Below are 15,568 nucleotides of genomic sequence, written 5' to 3'. Positions count from 1 at the left end.
GGGTGAACAACCCGGGCTCTTTTGGTTTTAAGTCTGTTTTTCAGCTTATTGGGGACACTTCATGAAATCGCTTGGCAGTATCCGGCGTTCTTTTGCTCCGTGGAACGATTCTTCCGCAAAGCCCTATATCTCTTTTAAAAACGTGACGAAGCGTTTCGGCGACTTTACCGCTGTCGATGATCTTTCGCTCGACATCTACAATCGCGAATTTTTCGCGCTGCTCGGCGCTTCCGGTTGCGGCAAATCAACCCTGTTGCGCATGCTGGCGGGCTTTGAAACGCCAACCTCGGGACAGATCATTCTCGATGGACAGGACCTTTCCCAAACGCCGCCTTATCGCCGCCCGGTCAATATGATGTTCCAGTCCTATGCGCTCTTCCCGCACATGACGGTGGAAAAGAATATCGGTTTCGGCCTGAAACAGGACGGCATGCCGAAGGATCAGATCGCTTATCGCGTGGCGCAGATGCTCAAGCTCGTCAAGCTGGAGAAATTTGCTTCCCGCAAGCCGCATCAGCTCTCCGGCGGACAGCGCCAGCGTGTGGCGCTTGCCCGCTCGCTCGCCAAGCAGCCGAAAGTGCTTCTGCTCGATGAACCGCTGGGTGCGCTGGACAAGAAGTTGCGCGAAGAAACCCAGTTCGAGCTCATGGACCTGCAGCAGGATCTCGGCCTGACCTTCGTCGTCGTGACCCACGACCAGGAAGAGGCCATGACCATGGCCGACCGCATTGCTGTCATGAGTGCGGGCAAGGTTGTGCAGGTGGCCACACCGGCGGAAATCTATGAAGCACCCAATTCCCGCTTCGTGGCCGATTTCATCGGCGATGTGAACATTTTCGACGGAAATGTCGTCTCAAGCGAAGGCGGCAAAACGCAGATTGCGGTCAGTGAAGATTTGACGATCGTTGCTGAACAGAATGGCAGCGGACCGGCAAGCGGAGCCGCCGCATTCGCCATCCGCCCGGAAAAGGTTCGCATCGCCCGCGAGGCCCCCGCCAATCCTGGGTTTAACGCCGTGAAGGGCGAGATTTGGGACATCGGCTATCTCGGCGATATGACGATCTATATTGTCAAGCTTGCCTCCGGGCAGACCGTGCGCGCCTCGCGCCTGAACGCCTCGCGTGAATTGGAAAACCCGATTGGCTATGACGAAGAGGTCTGGGTCTCCTTCGATGACAATGCCGGTGTGGTGCTGAAGGATTGAGATCATGACCAAGCTCTCCAACGCACTCTTCAACCGTCTGGTGATCGCCATCCCCTATATCTGGCTGATCATCTTCTTCATGGTGCCGTTTTTCATCGTTTTGCGTATTTCGTTCTCGCAGACCGCGATTGCCATGCCGCCATATTTACCGGTTTTCAGCCTGAGCGATGGCTGGCAAGGCTTTTGGGACAATATCGGGCAACTGTCCTTCGACAATTACATTTGGCTGACCGAAGATGCGCTTTATATCAACGCCTATATTTCCAGCCTCACGATCGCCTTCATATCCACCTGCCTGACATTGCTGATCGGTTATCCCATTGCCTATGGCATGGCGCGCGCGCCAACATCGATCCGCCCCACGCTGTTGATGCTGGTGATCCTGCCCTTCTGGACGAGCTTTCTGATCCGCGTTTATGCCTGGATTGCCATTTTGAAACCGGAAGGCTTTCTCAATCAGTTTCTCCAGGCAATCGGGATCATTGATGATCCTCTCATCATCCTCAACACCAATATCGCGGTCTATATCGGCATTGTTTATTCCTACCTGCCGTTCATGGTGCTGCCACTCTACTCAACGCTTGAAAAGATGGACGAGTCGCTGATCGAGGCTGCAGGCGACCTCGGCTGCCCGCCGTTGAAAGCCTTCTGGACGATTACCTTTCCGCTGTCCTTGCCCGGTGTCATCGCCGGCTTCCTGCTGGTTTTCATTCCAACAGTCGGCGAATTCGTGATCCCGGACCTTTTGGGTGGATCGAGCACGCTGATGATCGGCAAGACGCTCTGGACCGAATTCAATGCCAACCGCGACTGGCCCGTTTCGGCGGCCGTTGCCATCATCCTGCTTCTTGTTCTGGTGATCCCGATTGCGATCTTCCAGAACGCGCAGGCCAAAGCAGCACAGCAATAGGAGGCGTGTGATGAACCGTATGTCCCGCTTCAATGTCACGGCAATCGCACTCGGCTTTGCCTTTCTCTATCTGCCGATCCTGCTGTTGATCATCTACTCGTTCAACGAGTCGAAACTGGTGACCGTCTGGGCCGGTTTTTCAACGAAATGGTATCGCGAAGTCTGGAACAACCAGGGCCTCATGGATGCCGCCTGGGTCACGATCCGGGTCGGCTTGCTCGCTGCTACGGTCGCCACAGTTCTTGGGACATTGGCGGCTCTGGCACTCACCCGCTTCACCAAGTTTCGTGGCCGCACGCTGTTTTCAGGCATGGTCTATGCGCCGCTGGTTATGCCCGATGTCATCATCGGCCTGTCCCTGCTTCTGCTTTTTGTGGCGGCTGGCTTTGACCGCGGCTTCTGGACCATCACCATGGCGCATATTACGCTCACCATGTGTTTCGTCACGGTTGTTGTGCAATCGCGTCTGCTCAGCATGGACCGCTCGATTGAAGAGGCGGCCATGGATCTCGGTGCAACACCGCTGAAAACCTTCCTTCAGGTGACGTTGCCGGTCATTGCGCCTGCGGTTGTTTCAGGTTGGATGCTGGCTTTCACGCTGTCGCTGGATGACCTGGTGATTGCCAACTTCACCTCGGGGCCGGGGGCGACCACCCTGCCGATGAAGATTTACAGCCAGGTGCGGCTTGGCGTGACGCCGGAGATCAATGCGGTCTCAACCATCCTCGTCGCCATTGTCGCAACAGGGGTCATCATCGCTTCGGTTCTCACCAAGCGACGCGAAGTGCAGCGCAGACGCGATGAACAGGCAGCCTTCGCCCAATAGCGGCGGAGGCGCGGGTTATTTTACTGTCCGCGTGGTGGCATGAAAATATGGGCAACCAGCCAGAGCGGCACGACAAACATGGCGCCGAGCACAATGCGCGGCGCCGCCCAAATGCCGAAATCTTGCAGATGCATGACCAGTTCTTCGGGAGTCAGGCCGAAAAACCCAATCAGTGATTTGGGCGTGAGGCCGACAAAGGAAAGCGCTGTCCCCGCAATCAGCGAGGCCAGCACAATTTTGAGAAAACCGATCCAGAAACGACCCAAAACCTGCCCCCTTGAAGCCTGTATCGTCCAGCTACGCCCAAGCTTACATAGGAAAATACGGCAGCAAAAGCCCGGTTATCGGGATCGCTATCAGTTTCCGTCTTCAGCGGTCTTGGACTTGGAGCCCGCCGGCCTCACCATCGCGCTGACAGGCGTAATCACGATATCCGGCCATGCGCCACCGGCGAAGAAATAGACATTATCCGGCGCATCGCTGGTTGAGGAAAGTGTTCCCGTCAGCGCAAGGCTCTGGTTGCGATAGGGGATGATACCCTTCAAAGACAGATTGTTGTATTGCCCGGTGGTCTCAGCTGTCGTCAACTCAACAAGGCCGTTCTTGATCTGCGCGTTCAGGTTCAGGCTCTGGAACGCCATCGAGCCGTCTGACACATCGGAAATGTTGAAGAAATCCTCACGCGCAGCTTTTGTGCGGAATGTTCTGGCATCGAAATTCTGAAGCACGCCGGGCCCGGTCTTGATCTCCATCATGCCGCTGATGTCGGATGCTGAGGCAGCCCAGAACGGCAGGTTGGCCGAGAGCTCGGCAGAAATATTGCCCTTTGCTTCCGGCAGCGGGCCCTCAAGATTCAGTGCCTTTGCCACAACGCCAAGGTCGATCTTGCCCGTGTCGAGCCGCAGCGAACCTGTTCTCTGCGGCAGGTTGCGCTCATCCAGCGTCAGACGGGCGGTCACGCTGGAATTGGCATATCGGCTCGCTGCGATATCGAAGGAGGCAAAGCGATCCTCAATGCGTGCGCTGGCCGCCATGCCGGTGAGATTGAAGGGGCCGTAGCTGGCCTTGTCCGCCGAAAGGCGAAGGTCGAGTTTCAAGCGCCGCAGGAAGGCCGTATCGACTTTCTTACCCTCACCACCCGGGCCGACCGGGATCGGCGTAAAGGTGGACAAGAAGCCATAAATGTCGAACGTCTCGAATGCGAGCGTTCCGGCAAGCGACGGCGTACCGCCGGGTGGCAGGCCAATTTCGATCGCACCGCTGGCCGGCACATTGTCGACCGTCAACTGCAAGCCATCGAGTGTCAGGGTGGAACCGGATGTCTTGAGTTTGGAAGTCACCTCAATGGAACGGATCGGCACGGAGGCGTGCACCGGGTCGCCCAGCCACTCGAAGAGATCCGGCAGCGCCTCGCTTTGCAGCTTGAAGTTACCATCGAGGTAGGCAGGGTTGCCCAAATTGCCGATACCGTCGAAATCCGCATTCAGGAAGTCACTGCGCACGGTGAAAGCCAACTGACCGAGCCCGCCCTGAACCAGCTTGCCGGCTTCGCTCGATCCGCCTCTGACTGTCAAAGTCTTGCCGCGGTAGTCGGTGGTGATGTTCAGCGAAAGCCTCTCGTTCATCCCCGGCCAGCGAACATTGCCATTGGCATTCTGCAGCAGGATTGTCAGCTCCCCGTCCTCGAAGACTTCAAGGGAACTGTTGGTAAAAACGATTTCCTTGACCGGAAAATTGTTCATATAGGCAGGGTCTTGAGCCTGCTGCGGCGCCGAAGGTGCGGCATTTTCTTGCTGGGCGTCAGCGGCGGGGGGCTCGTTTGCATCTGCCGCGACGGGTTTGACCGGCGGTTGGGGTTCCAGATTGTTGTGCCCGCTTGCATTGCTGGAAAAGCGCAATTGGGCGTCGGTAAGGTAGACTTTCGACAGCGATGGTGAACCCAGCAATGTCGAAACGATATCCACCATTGCCGAAACGCGGGACGCTTGCAGGATCGGCCTTTTGTCTGCCCTGTCAGCGGGAAGGACAGTCACGCCGTTGAGCTGCACGCCGGGCAGGGGGGAGAAAATCAGCTTGGCCTCTCCCGCGATTTCAAGCCGAAAGCCGGTATTTTCGTAAAGCGCCGCTTCGATCTTTTCGTGCAGGACCTCGTCGGTCAGAAAGATCGGCAGCACAAGCCGCACGCAGACCCAAACCACCAGCACAAATGCGATGGCACCAAAAAAGGCTCGCCTTGCCCAGGTCAAGATCAACGCCCGTCTTTCCGGCGTTCCCTCTTGCCGATGATTGGTGACCATCTGTACGCAAATCCCAATATTGAACATTCTCCCTGAAAGCTTCGATAAGCCTTCAGGAAGCAGAAATCAAATCCGCCTGTGGGCAATCGCTTTCGCCTGAATATCCGCCGAAACTGCGGCGATCGGGTTTCGGCGCTTTACATTTCCGGCGTCGCATTGTTTACCTACATGCTATCGCACCGCAGCACATTCGTGTTGTCATCTTTCGATCTGCTGGGAGGGTATGAATGCAAGTCGAAAAGGCACTTTGGGAACCTTCAGCTGAAATGATTGCGGCAAGTCCGCTCACCAAATTCATGTCTTACTGCGCAGATCGCTACGGCAAGACATTCGATGGCTATGATTCATTTCATGCGTGGTCGATCAATGAGCGCGGCCATTTCTGGCAGGCCGTTTGGGACTATTCCGGCGTTTTGGGTGATCTGAGTGGCCCGGCTCTGATCGACAACGGAAATATGCTGGAGGCCCGCTTTTTCCCCGAGGCCAAGCTGAACTTTGCAGAAAACCTTCTGAAATATTCAGGCGCTGACGATGCCCTGATTTTCCGCGGTGAAGACAAGATTTCCGACCGCTGGTCATGGGATCAACTGCATCAGAAGGTCTCCCGTCTGCAGCAGGCCATGCAGCAAATGGGCATTGGCGCAGGCGACCGCGTTGCCGCCATGATGCCGAATATGCCGGAAACCTATGCCCTCATGCTCGCAGCCACCTCGCTCGGTGCAATATGGTCTTCCTGCTCGCCGGATTTTGGCGATCAGGGTGTGCTGGACCGCTTCGGCCAGATCGAGCCGAAGCTTTTCATAACCTGCGATGCCTATTGGTATAATGGCAAGCTGCAGGATGTTTCTGACAAGGTGCGCACGATTGCAGGCAAACTGGGCGCGCCGGTTCTGGTCGTCCATTATGCCGGCGACGCAGATGCACTCGCCGCATCGCTGAGCGATGGCCGCACCTTCGACGATTTTATCGCGCCCTTCGATGCAAAGCCGGTGGAATTTACCCGCCTGCCGTTTGCGCATCCGCTTTATATTCTTTTCTCGTCTGGTACGACCGGAATTCCCAAATGCATTGTCCACTCGGTTGGTGGCACACTGTTGCAGCATATCAAGGAGCACCAGCTTCACTGCGGCATTCAGCCGGGCGAGCGGCTCTTCTACTTCACCACCTGCGGCTGGATGATGTGGAACTGGCTCGCTTCGGGTCTGGCAAGCGGCGCAACGCTCTGCCTCTTTGATGGCTCCCCCTTCTATCCGGATGGCAATGTTCTGTTCGACTATGCCGAACAGGAAAAATTCGCGATCTTCGGAACGTCGGCGAAGTATATCGACGCGGTTCGCAAGGGCGGCCTTGTGCCGAAACAAAGCCACGATCTTTCAAGCCTGCGCATGATGACCTCCACCGGTTCGCCCCTGTCGCCGGAAGGGTTTGACTTCGTTTATGATGGCATCAAATCGGATATGCATCTCGCATCCATTTCGGGCGGCACCGATATTGCCGCCTGTTTTGTCCTGGGCGTGCCGACCAAGCCGGTTTGGAAGGGCGAAATTCAGGGGCCCGGTCTCGCCATGGCAACGGATGTCTGGAACGATGAAGGCAAGCCGGTGCGCGGTGAAAAGGGCGAACTTGTCTGCGACAAGGCTTTCCCCTCCATGCCGATCATGTTCTGGAACGACGAAGGCGGAAAGAAATATCACGCCGCCTATTTCGAACGTTTCGACAATGTCTGGTGCCATGGTGATTTTGCTGAATGGACAGAACATGGCGGCATGATCATCCACGGACGATCTGATGCCACGCTCAATCCGGGTGGTGTACGCATTGGTACGGCAGAAATCTATAACCAGGTCGAACAGTTGGACGAGGTCATCGAGGCGATCTGCATCGGCCAGGATTTCGACGATGATACGCGCGTCATCCTTTTCGTGCGGTTGGCCGAAGGTGTTTCGCTGGATGATGAGCTGATCAAGAAGATCAAGACCAAGATCCGCGTCGGTGCCTCACCGCGCCACGTTCCGGCAAAGGTGATTGCAGTCGCCGATATCCCGCGCACCAAGTCGGGCAAGATCGTTGAGCTTGCCGTGCGCGAGGTTGTGCATGGCCGTCCGGTGAAGAACAAGGAAGCGCTTGCCAACCCGGAAGCACTGGAACTTTTCGCCGATTTGGAAGAACTGAAGAGCTGATGTCAGCCCTTGTCGAGTGATCGCGACACCGCGATCACCGGCACCAGCCCCACAAGAATGATGATGATGGACGCCACCGAGGCGTCCGCGACCCGTGAGCGCGATGCATCTTCATAAACGAGCGTTGCCAGCGTGTTGAAGTTGAAGGGCCGCAGGAGAATGGTTGCGGAGAGTTCCTTCATCGTCTCGATAAAGACAAGAAGCCCTGCCGTCAGCGCTGCAGGCCGCATCATGGGTATCAGTACCTGGCGCAGGGCCTGACCCTGTGTGCGGCCAAGCGTGCGCGCTGCCATGTCGAGGTTCGGCGACAGCTTTTGGAAGCCGGAATCAATGCTGCCTTCCGCCATGGTGAGAAAACGCGCCGCGCAGGCATAGACAATCGCAAATCCCGTGCCGGAGAGAATGAGACCCGGCGAAATGCCGACAAGGTCCTTCAGCGTTGCCGAGAGAAAATTGTCGAACCGGGCGAGCGGAATGAGAACGCCGATGGCCAGCACCGTGCCCGGCACGCCGTAGCCGAATGTGGCAAGCCTGCCTGCCAGTTTGTTGGCGGGCGTTTCCCGCACGCGGCGCGCATAAACAAGCGTGAAGGCCGCAATGGCGGTCAAAACCGCGGTCACAAACGCAATCAAGACGCTGGTGATCAATGCGTCGAGGAGGCGCGCCGACAAGAACTGGTCGAGCCGCTTGATGGCATAACTTGCCATCACGCCAGCGGGGATGAGGAAACCGGCAATCATCGGCAGGCTCATGAGCGCAACGGCAGCCACCATCGGAACGCCCTTGAGCCGAATGCGCGCGACTTCCACCTGTGCCGATGTTTGCCTGCTGCCGACAAAGCGCTGCTGGCGACGCGCGTGGCGCTCTGCGGAGATAATGATAACGACAATAGCCAGCAACACGGTGGCGATTTGTGCTGCACCGGCCAGATCACCACGGTTGAGCCAGGTTTCATAAATCGAGAAGGTCAGCGTTTTGACGCCGAGATATTCCACAGCGCCGATGTCGTTCAGCGTTTCCATCATCACCAGCATAAGCCCGACGATGATGGCGGGCCGCGCCATGGGCAATTGCACCCGCAAGAACGTGCGAAGCGGCCCTGCGCCCAGTGTTCGGGCCACATCGGCTGCAGCACGTCCCTGCATCAGAAACATCGAGCGCGCCGTCAGATAGATATAGGGATAAAGCACCGAGCCAAGGACGAAGACCGCACCGCCTGTGGAGCGGATATCGGGAAACCAGTAATCCCGGCTTGTCTTGAAACTGAAGAGGGCGCGCACGGCACTTTGAAGCGGTCCGGTATAATCGAAGAACTCGCCGAACGCGTAGGCTGCCAGATAAGTGGGCATCGCAAGCGGCAGAACCAGCGCGACAGTCAACACACGCCGGAACGGAAAATCGCAGGCTGCCGAAAGCCAGGCGGCGACGACACCGGTCACCAGGGTCAAAAGCGACGTAGACAGAAGCAGAATAAGCGTGCGGAAGGACGCGCGGGGAATGACATTTTCGACGATATGCGGCCATGCATTGTTATCCCCGGAAAACGCGATCCAGATGATGGCGGCAATCGGCAGGGCAAGAATCGCCGACACCAGAATGGCTGTGGCATTCAACAGGGGAATGCCCCGCCGTGCGACCGGTTTGTTGGCAAAATTCTGGCTCAGTTCGGACAATTCTCTCGGTTTCCGCTTTCGCAAATCCGTCTCGTGTCCGGTACTGCTATTTTATCCGGCAGCGACAGGCAAGCGTGCGGGCATCAATTTGCCAGCACGCGTTGCGATGGAAAGGCAATCTCCACCAGCGTTCCTTCGTTGGGTGTGGAACTGATGGAGAAGGAGGCGCGGTTTGCCTCTGTCATCGCCTTGGTCAGCGGCAGGCCGAGCCCCGTTCCGTCACCACGCTTGCGGGCGGAGCGACCAGACACCTGGCGGAATGGCTTCATGGCCTGTTCCAGTTCCTCGCGCGTCATGCCCGATCCCGTGTCGCGAATACGAAGCAGCACAGAGCCATTCGGCTGATAGACTGTTGAGACCACAATCTGCCCGCCCGACGAGGTGAACTTGATTGCATTGGCCAGAATATTGATCGCAATCTGCTTGATCGACCGGGTGTCGGCCACCACCTCCGGCACAGACTGCGACAGCGATGTGCGGATGATCACGCGTTGCGCATTGGCCTGCGGTTGCACCAGCGAGACAGCCTCTGCAATCGTCTCGTTCAGGCTGACTGCGCCGAATTCCAGATCCATCTGACCGGCTTCGATCTTGGAAATATCCAGAAGATCGTTGACGATATCGAGAACGTGGCGGCCGGAGCGACCGATATCGTTGGCATATTCGATGTAGCGCGGATGGCCAATCGGGCCGAAACCTTCGTTCGCCATCATTTCCGCAAAGCCGATGATCGCATTGAGTGGGGTGCGGATTTCGTGGCTCACGCTTGCCAGAAAATCGGTCTTGTGTGCGCTGGCGGTTTCGGCGGAGTGCTTGGCATTGCGCAGTTCGTCTTCCGTGCGCTTCCACTGGGTAATGTCGCGGATCACCGCGCAATAGCCGTTGGCTGTCGACAGTTTACCCATGGTCATGAACAGCGGCACCGTTCCGCCTGAGGCTTCGCGCCCGATCACCTCGCGCCCGTCATTGAGCAGGCTCGCGACGCCGTGGCCAGCAAGGCCAGACAGATAATCGGCCACCGATTTCTGGCTCTCATGCGCAAACAGCATGGCAAACGGTTTGCCCACCGTTTCCGCCTCGCTGTAATTGAAGAGGGCCAAGGCAGACTTGTTCATCGAGCGGATTTCACCGCTCTCGGAAAGCGTCACCACGCCATCGGTCGCAGTCTCGAGAATGGAACGCAGTTCCTGCACCTCGGCACGAAGCGAGCGCAGTTCGGCAGTCTCCTTTGGTTCTTCGTCCACCACGGGCTCAGGCTCCGGCGCTTTGACCGGCAGGGGTGCCAGAGAAAGGAGAAGCGCCGACGAACCTTCCCAGCGAATGGACTGAAGCTTGCAGTTGACCGGCTCCATACGTCCATCCGCCGTGACCATGAGCATGGAGGACGAGTCCGGGTTGGCGTTTTCATCCCGCTCCAGCAGCGCATCAATGCCGCCATTGGCCTCCAGAGCGCTGAGGTTCTCATACCCCGTGAGCTTGAAGAATTCCGGATTGGCGTAAATCAGCTTGTCGCCGGAATGCGCCAGCATGGCAACGGGAAGGTTGGCCACAACGTCCGCAGTCAAGCCAAGCCCGCTGCGTCCGGTCGGGGAAAAGAACGGGTTGCGCGTTCCTTCTCGCGGCGCAGATGTCTCTCGTGGCTTTTCCGGTGCCGGCGCGCCAGTTTCGTCAACCATGCGCTTTGCCGGTTCGTCCGGTATCGTTGGTGTCTTGCCGCCAAGCTGGCGCGCAATTTCCTCAAAAGCGGCTTTTTCAGAAGCGCTCAACGCCTCTTCAGCCCGGTTTCGGCGCGCTTCCAGATCGATGACTTTGTCGCTTTCCCGGCGGCGCGGAGTATCCTCTATCTTCAAGGCCGGAGGCTCGAAGTGAGGCGGGTTCCAGCTTTCCTCGGTGGCTTCCGGCACCGACGTCGCGCTTGTCTCTGCCGCCTCTGCAGGCGTCTTATCTGCGAGCGAGAGATTGAGGCCAATGGCGTTTTCATCTTCCACAGCGCCAGCCACACGAACCACGCCAAAGCCTCTGAACCCGTCGAACGCGCGCTCGCGCGAATAGGCGGGCAGGGCGGCGAGATCGACCGGCACTTTGAGTGATGTATTCTCGGCCGGCCAGAAAACGGTCTTCCCCGACCACGTGTCGCGGCGCTTCAACAATTCTGCAATGCGACCATCGGGATCGATACCGAACCACTTTGTAATGTCCGTGAACGACTTGCCGATAATATCGGTGGCACGCGGGCCGAGCACCTTTGCAAATTCGGAAGAGACCTCCTGAAACCTCCCATCGGGCCCGATCTTCCAGACGAACCGCACGGTACGCCCCTTCGGATCGAAGATGAAGTCGCTGACAGGCGCAGACGGGCGCTCATTGGCACCGCCTTCTTCAGGCTCAACGCGCATGTGGGGAGGCTCTTCGGTTTCGGCAGACGGTTCACGCATCTCCGGCATTTCGGTTGCCATGTTTTCCTTTTCGGATGCCCCTTGATCTTCAGCAACGGTGTCTTCCTGCGGCTCCAGGCAGAAGAGAAGATAAAGCGGCGGATTGTTGGAAATCGCCCCGATGGCCGCCGGGATATATTTGCCGGAGGACAGAATGGGACGCTTGACCAGGTGACCCGGCTTTCCACGCACCGCATCGTAAAGCATGCTCACCACATGTTCGGGCAGATCGAGGCTGTAGAAATTTGATGAAGAGGCAAGGATGCGTCCGCCCTCGCCGAGAACAGCAACGTGGGTCTGTTCATCTCCGATGCCGAAGATCATGTCGCCGGCAATTTCATCGATCCGCGCGGTGTTGGCATAAACCGGCGCTGAGAAAAGCACGCCTGTCTGATTCTTGCCGGTGGCAATGACCTCAACGGATGCCTGCACGGTGGCCCGCTGGAAGCCGGAAGAAACACGCATCAGAAACGATTTCTGATCGCCAACCCGCGCAAGCTGTTTTGCCGTCGTCGCCATCTGGCGGAAGGTCAGGTCCGTCTCGTCCGGGCCGCTTTCGAGAAAGTCATAAATCTGCATATGGCCGAAAAGCCGCGCGCCGGCACCATTGGCCCACAGAACACTATCGACATCGGCTGAAAACAGAACCAATGCCTCACCGCGCGCAAAATGATTGCGCACGCGCTCGTGCACAGCAATGTCGATAAACGGATATTGCACCAGGTTCTCGGCCAAAACGCTTCCTCGGCAGCCCCTTTTGCGGGGTCATCTTCCTTTAACATTTTCTTAATAACTTTGCAGTGCCGCAGGGTCCACACAAACCAATTATTGCTCCAAGGCTTTTGCCCGAAAAGGTTAATTTGTGTGCGTCGCACAAGTATTTTAGTGAAAATGTTGCATTGCACAAAAACCGATGCTATATATTGAATATAGCGAATTAAGGGCGCCTCTGGAGAGGGCCCCAACCCAAGGAGCGCTAATAATGGCTACTAACACAGACGACGTATTCGCATTTGCCGCTTTTGACCCTTCGAAGTTCTCCGAGAGCTTCCGCGATTTCGCTGAAAAGGGCGTGGCACAGACCAAGGATGCCTTTGCAAAGGCCAAGGAAGCATCTGAAGATGCAACCAAGACCATGGAAGCAACGCTTGAAAAAGCGCAGGCCGGCACGGTTGAACTCGGCCTCAAGGCCATCGACACCATCCGCGCCAACACCGAAAGCTCGCTTTCCCACATGGAAGCGCTGCTGGGCGTCAAGTCGGTTTCCGAACTTTTTGAACTGCAGACCTCTTTCCTGCGCAAGCAGGCTGAAATGAACGTCGAGCAGGCCAAGTCCATGCAGGAAGCTGCCAAGAAAGTGGCCGACGAAGTTTCCCAGCCTTCCAAGGAAGCTGCTGAAAAGGCGATGAAGTCCTTCAAGGCTGCCTGATTGAGGCATCCCGATTGAATAGCGAAAGGGCTGGATGTCAATCCGGCCCTTTTTCTTTGCGTGAGGCCGAAGAAGGGGGTTGCAAATTTCCTTCATCCCCCGTATGTCAGCCCACGCGCCACGCAGTATGGATTATGCGGTTGTAGCTCAGTTGGTTAGAGCGCAGGATTGTGGCTCCTGAGGTCGCTGGTTCAACTCCAGCCAACCGTACCATCCCACAAGTTTTCAGCTATCTTCATAGACAATGGATGTCGCTCCCAGGATCGCTCCTGGTTCGCCGCGTTCGTTGTAGGTCTGCAGAAGAATGGCGCAGCCGTCATAATCCTTGCCTTCCAGAACCGACATGGGCAATTTTACCGTCGTTGCCTGTCCGTCCCACATCCCAACGGTTGATAGCTTGACCACGCTGTTCCAGTAGGAAATCGTCTTGCCGGCGTTTTCGCCACGTTCGATGCGCACATCTTGCCTTCGTTTGAAATAAGCCACGACAATATCGGCATTTCCGTTTCCAGGGCCAACGGCGATACTGATCTTGCCGTCTTTCATGTCTGCCGTCACGGGCACCGACAGGCCCTCGCCATTCGCAGCAAGCGCGGATGTTTGCGTCTTGATCTCCGAGAGCCTGCTGCCAACCGTCTCGATGCGACCGTTAACGACCGCCTGGGGCGTGTAGACATTGCTGCGGCGCAAGGTTGCGGCATAGCCATATTGGCGCTCGGTGTTTTCGTGCGAGCTTAACGTATCGGCCCATCCGAGATAGTTCCAATAGTCGACATGAAAGGCCAGCGCCAGCACGTCATCCTCCTGGGCCAGCTTTTCAAGCGCTGCGTCAGCCGGGGGGCAGGAGTAGCAGCCTTGCGAGGTGAAGAGCTCGACAACGGCCTTCGGGCGCACGTCGCCTGCCATTGCACCACTTGGAAGTCCAGCAGCAACCAGTGCCGCCACCATCGCCAGAAGAGCGGATTTCATTCTGATCCTCTCGGAAATTCGTCTTTGCGAGAGAAACTACATATTGTCAGCTTCAACAGGAAGTCACAAACGGGTGAGGCTATGTTGATACGCCCAATAGCCCCACCGAAAGCTATTTGTCAGATGAATTTGTCGCGCCAGGCGGGCTGGGCATCCTTGTTCGGCAAGGCGGTGGCTTCGAATACCCCGCGCGCAATGGCCCGTGCTGTCACGATGGTTGTCAGGTGGCAGAGCTCCATGAAATCCGCCAGGTCACCCAGCGGTTTACGCCCGGTGGCTGCGGCAAAGAACGTGTCCCCATCTGCCGGCAGGTGTGCTGGAAGAACGGCACGCGCGAGCCCGTCATGCGCCATGACTGAGAGACGATGCGCCTGCGCTTTGGTGAGAACCGCATCGGTTGCGACCATCCCAATCGTCGTCGCGGTGATGTCGATACCCTTGATGCGCATGGCAATGTCAGCTGAGGTGGGGCGTTCAGGCTGGCCGAGCCCGCCAAACTCGCTATTCTGCTCAAACGGTGCCGACCAGAAATGCGGCCCTGTGCCGATGGTCGGCGAGCCCATAGCATTGACAGCCACGATGCAGGCGATGGTGTAGCCGCCCGAGGTTTTGGCGCTTGCCGAACCCAGGCCACCCTTGACAGTCGCCGTTGTCGCGCCGGTTCCAGCACCCACCGTCCCAAGGGCGAAAGCGCCTTTGGCTGCGGCCTGCCAAGCCTGATAGCCCATATCGCGATAGGGCGCGTGAAGCGACCAGTTCTTGTTGCCGCCATTCAGCAGATCCATGAGAATGGCCTGTGGCACGATCGGCACGGCTGTATCCCCGACCTTGAAACCGCGCCCGACAGAACGCAACCCGGATTGCACACCGCCTGCGGCATCAAGACCAAAAGCCGAGCCGCCCGAAAGAACTATGGCATCCACCTGCTCAACCATCATCGACGGATCGAGAAGTGCGGTTTCACGTCCGCCCGGCGCGCCGCCCAGAACCGAGCCCGAGGCAACTGTCGGCTCGTCGAACACAATGGCCGTCACCCCGGAGCCGAGTTCGAGATCCGTTGCATGACCGACGGAAATACCTTCTATATCGGTCAGCAGGTTCAGCATATCTGTGTCTTTCTGAAAAAAAGAGATGCGCTCACATCAGGCCGCGTTGGTCGCGCCTTCCTGATTGAGGCAGGCATAAATTGAAGTAGCATTGTCCGACGCGCGGATTTTCGCAACCATTTCCGGATCGCGCAAGACTCTTGCAATACGCGAAAGCGCTTTGAGATGATCAGCGCCAGCACCTTCAGGTGCGAGAAGCAGAAAAACCAGATCGACCGGCTGATCGTCCAGGGCTTCGAAGTCGACCGGCGTTTCAAGGCGCGCAAAAACGCCGGCAATAGTCTTGATGGCGTTCAGCTTGCCATGCGGAATGGCAATGCCGTTACCCACGCCAGTTGAGCCCAGGCGCTCGCGCTGGAGGATGACGTCAAAAATCTCGCGCTCGGGCAAACCGGTTACGGCTGCGGCTTTTTCCGCCAGTTCCTGCAAAAGCTGTTTCTTGGAATTTGCCCTGAGATTGGGGATAATTGCGTCCTGCTTCAGCAAATCTGCTAGTGCCATTCACTCTATCCTTGCATTCCGGCACTCCGCCGGGGGAA

The 15,568-nt window shown here is 57.3% G+C and carries 12 protein-coding genes and 1 tRNA gene; 6 read left to right on the top strand and 7 right to left on the bottom strand.

Translation table 11 applies throughout. From position 1 onward, the window contains the following. The first annotated feature begins 61 nt into the window (after nucleotides 1–61). From NHF56_RS12720 to NHF56_RS12710, 3 genes are read left to right on the top strand one after another with little or no spacing between them, the layout of a single operon-like run. A complete protein-coding gene (locus NHF56_RS12720; RefSeq protein ID WP_252805089.1) occupies nucleotides 62–1,204 on the top strand; it encodes an ABC transporter ATP-binding protein in 1,143 nt (380 codons plus the stop codon). A 4-nt stretch (nucleotides 1,205–1,208) separates the two neighbouring features. Beyond that, nucleotides 1,209–2,114, top strand: coding sequence for an ABC transporter permease subunit (locus NHF56_RS12715; RefSeq protein WP_252805088.1), 906 nt, complete (start codon nucleotides 1,209–1,211; stop codon nucleotides 2,112–2,114). A 10-nt stretch (nucleotides 2,115–2,124) separates the two neighbouring features. Beyond that, nucleotides 2,125–2,940, top strand: coding sequence for an ABC transporter permease (locus NHF56_RS12710; protein WP_252805086.1), 816 nt, complete (start codon nucleotides 2,125–2,127; stop codon nucleotides 2,938–2,940). Nucleotides 2,941–2,960: 20 nt separating this feature from the next. Here the strand turns inward: NHF56_RS12710 and NHF56_RS12705 are convergent, their stop codons facing one another. Both NHF56_RS12705 and NHF56_RS12700 read right to left on the bottom strand, forming a co-directional pair. Continuing rightward, the gene (locus NHF56_RS12705) at nucleotides 2,961–3,206 is read right to left on the bottom strand and encodes a hypothetical protein (protein ID WP_252805084.1); all 246 of its coding nucleotides are present in this window, start codon (nucleotides 3,204–3,206) and stop codon (nucleotides 2,961–2,963) included. 90 nt (nucleotides 3,207–3,296) lie between these two features. Next, nucleotides 3,297–5,264, bottom strand: a complete 1,968-nt coding sequence (locus NHF56_RS12700; RefSeq protein WP_252805082.1) for an AsmA-like C-terminal region-containing protein — start codon at nucleotides 5,262–5,264, stop codon at nucleotides 3,297–3,299. A 200-nt stretch (nucleotides 5,265–5,464) separates the two neighbouring features. On the opposite strand from NHF56_RS12700, the gene NHF56_RS12695 reads away from it, so the two are divergent. Further along, the gene (locus NHF56_RS12695) at nucleotides 5,465–7,417 is read left to right on the top strand and encodes an acetoacetate--CoA ligase (RefSeq protein ID WP_252805080.1); all 1,953 of its coding nucleotides are present in this window, start codon (nucleotides 5,465–5,467) and stop codon (nucleotides 7,415–7,417) included. Between the two features lie 2 nt (nucleotides 7,418–7,419). On the opposite strand, the gene NHF56_RS12690 is transcribed toward NHF56_RS12695, so the two are convergent. Beyond that, the gene (locus tag NHF56_RS12690) at nucleotides 7,420–9,090 is read right to left on the bottom strand and encodes an iron ABC transporter permease (protein ID WP_252805078.1); all 1,671 of its coding nucleotides are present in this window, start codon (nucleotides 9,088–9,090) and stop codon (nucleotides 7,420–7,422) included. A gap of 83 nt (nucleotides 9,091–9,173) precedes the next feature. Further along, nucleotides 9,174–12,260 carry a PAS domain S-box protein gene (locus tag NHF56_RS12685; RefSeq protein WP_252805076.1) on the bottom strand — a complete coding sequence of 1,029 codons (3,087 nt, stop codon included), beginning with the start codon at nucleotides 12,258–12,260 and terminating at the stop codon, nucleotides 9,174–9,176. A 247-nt stretch (nucleotides 12,261–12,507) separates the two neighbouring features. Here NHF56_RS12685 and NHF56_RS12680 point away from each other — a divergent pair, with 247 nt between their 5' ends. Together NHF56_RS12680 and NHF56_RS12675 are read left to right on the top strand one after the other, a co-directional pair. Then, entirely contained in the window at nucleotides 12,508–12,954 is a 447-nt protein-coding gene (locus NHF56_RS12680) for a phasin (protein WP_252805073.1), read from the top strand. A gap of 136 nt (nucleotides 12,955–13,090) precedes the next feature. Then, a tRNA-His gene (locus NHF56_RS12675) sits at nucleotides 13,091–13,167 on the top strand. 12 nt (nucleotides 13,168–13,179) lie between these two features. Here the strand turns inward: NHF56_RS12675 and NHF56_RS12670 are convergent. From NHF56_RS12670 to ptsN, 3 genes are all read right to left on the bottom strand, one after another. Then, nucleotides 13,180–13,923 carry a thioredoxin family protein gene (locus NHF56_RS12670; RefSeq protein WP_252805072.1) on the bottom strand — a complete coding sequence of 248 codons (744 nt, stop codon included), beginning with the start codon at nucleotides 13,921–13,923 and terminating at the stop codon, nucleotides 13,180–13,182. Between the two features lie 119 nt (nucleotides 13,924–14,042). Beyond that, on the bottom strand, nucleotides 14,043–15,029 hold the full coding sequence (locus tag NHF56_RS12665) for a P1 family peptidase (protein ID WP_252805071.1): 987 nt from the start codon (nucleotides 15,027–15,029) through the stop codon (nucleotides 14,043–14,045). Between the two features lie 36 nt (nucleotides 15,030–15,065). Further along, entirely contained in the window at nucleotides 15,066–15,530 is a 465-nt protein-coding gene (gene ptsN / locus NHF56_RS12660) for a PTS IIA-like nitrogen regulatory protein PtsN (RefSeq protein ID WP_252805070.1), read from the bottom strand. Between the last annotated feature and the right edge of the window lie 38 nt (nucleotides 15,531–15,568).

Source organism: Rhizobium sp. L1K21 (assembly GCF_024055895.1).
Lineage (GTDB): Bacteria > Pseudomonadota > Alphaproteobacteria > Rhizobiales > Rhizobiaceae > Ensifer_A.
The sequence above is the reverse complement of the archived record's forward strand: the minus strand, read 5'-3'. Positions and strand labels throughout refer to the sequence as shown.

What these genes read in the sequence shown, in the direction of transcription:
- NHF56_RS12720 (WP_252805089.1), top strand. Translation starts at nt 62, where the DNA reads ATGAAATCGCTTGGCAGTATCCGGCGTTCTTTTGCTCCGTGGAACGAT.
- NHF56_RS12715 (WP_252805088.1), top strand. Translation starts at nt 1,209, where the DNA reads ATGACCAAGCTCTCCAACGCACTCTTCAACCGTCTGGTGATCGCCATC.
- NHF56_RS12710 (WP_252805086.1), top strand. Translation starts at nt 2,125, where the DNA reads ATGAACCGTATGTCCCGCTTCAATGTCACGGCAATCGCACTCGGCTTT.
- NHF56_RS12700 (WP_252805082.1), bottom strand. Translation starts at nt 5,264, where the DNA reads ATGTTCAATATTGGGATTTGCGTACAGATGGTCACCAATCATCGGCAA.
- NHF56_RS12695 (WP_252805080.1), top strand. Translation starts at nt 5,465, where the DNA reads ATGCAAGTCGAAAAGGCACTTTGGGAACCTTCAGCTGAAATGATTGCG.
- NHF56_RS12680 (WP_252805073.1), top strand. Translation starts at nt 12,508, where the DNA reads ATGGCTACTAACACAGACGACGTATTCGCATTTGCCGCTTTTGACCCT.
- NHF56_RS12670 (WP_252805072.1), bottom strand. Translation starts at nt 13,923, where the DNA reads ATGAAATCCGCTCTTCTGGCGATGGTGGCGGCACTGGTTGCTGCTGGA.
- NHF56_RS12665 (WP_252805071.1), bottom strand. Translation starts at nt 15,029, where the DNA reads ATGCTGAACCTGCTGACCGATATAGAAGGTATTTCCGTCGGTCATGCA.
- ptsN (WP_252805070.1), bottom strand. Translation starts at nt 15,530, where the DNA reads ATGGCACTAGCAGATTTGCTGAAGCAGGACGCAATTATCCCCAATCTC.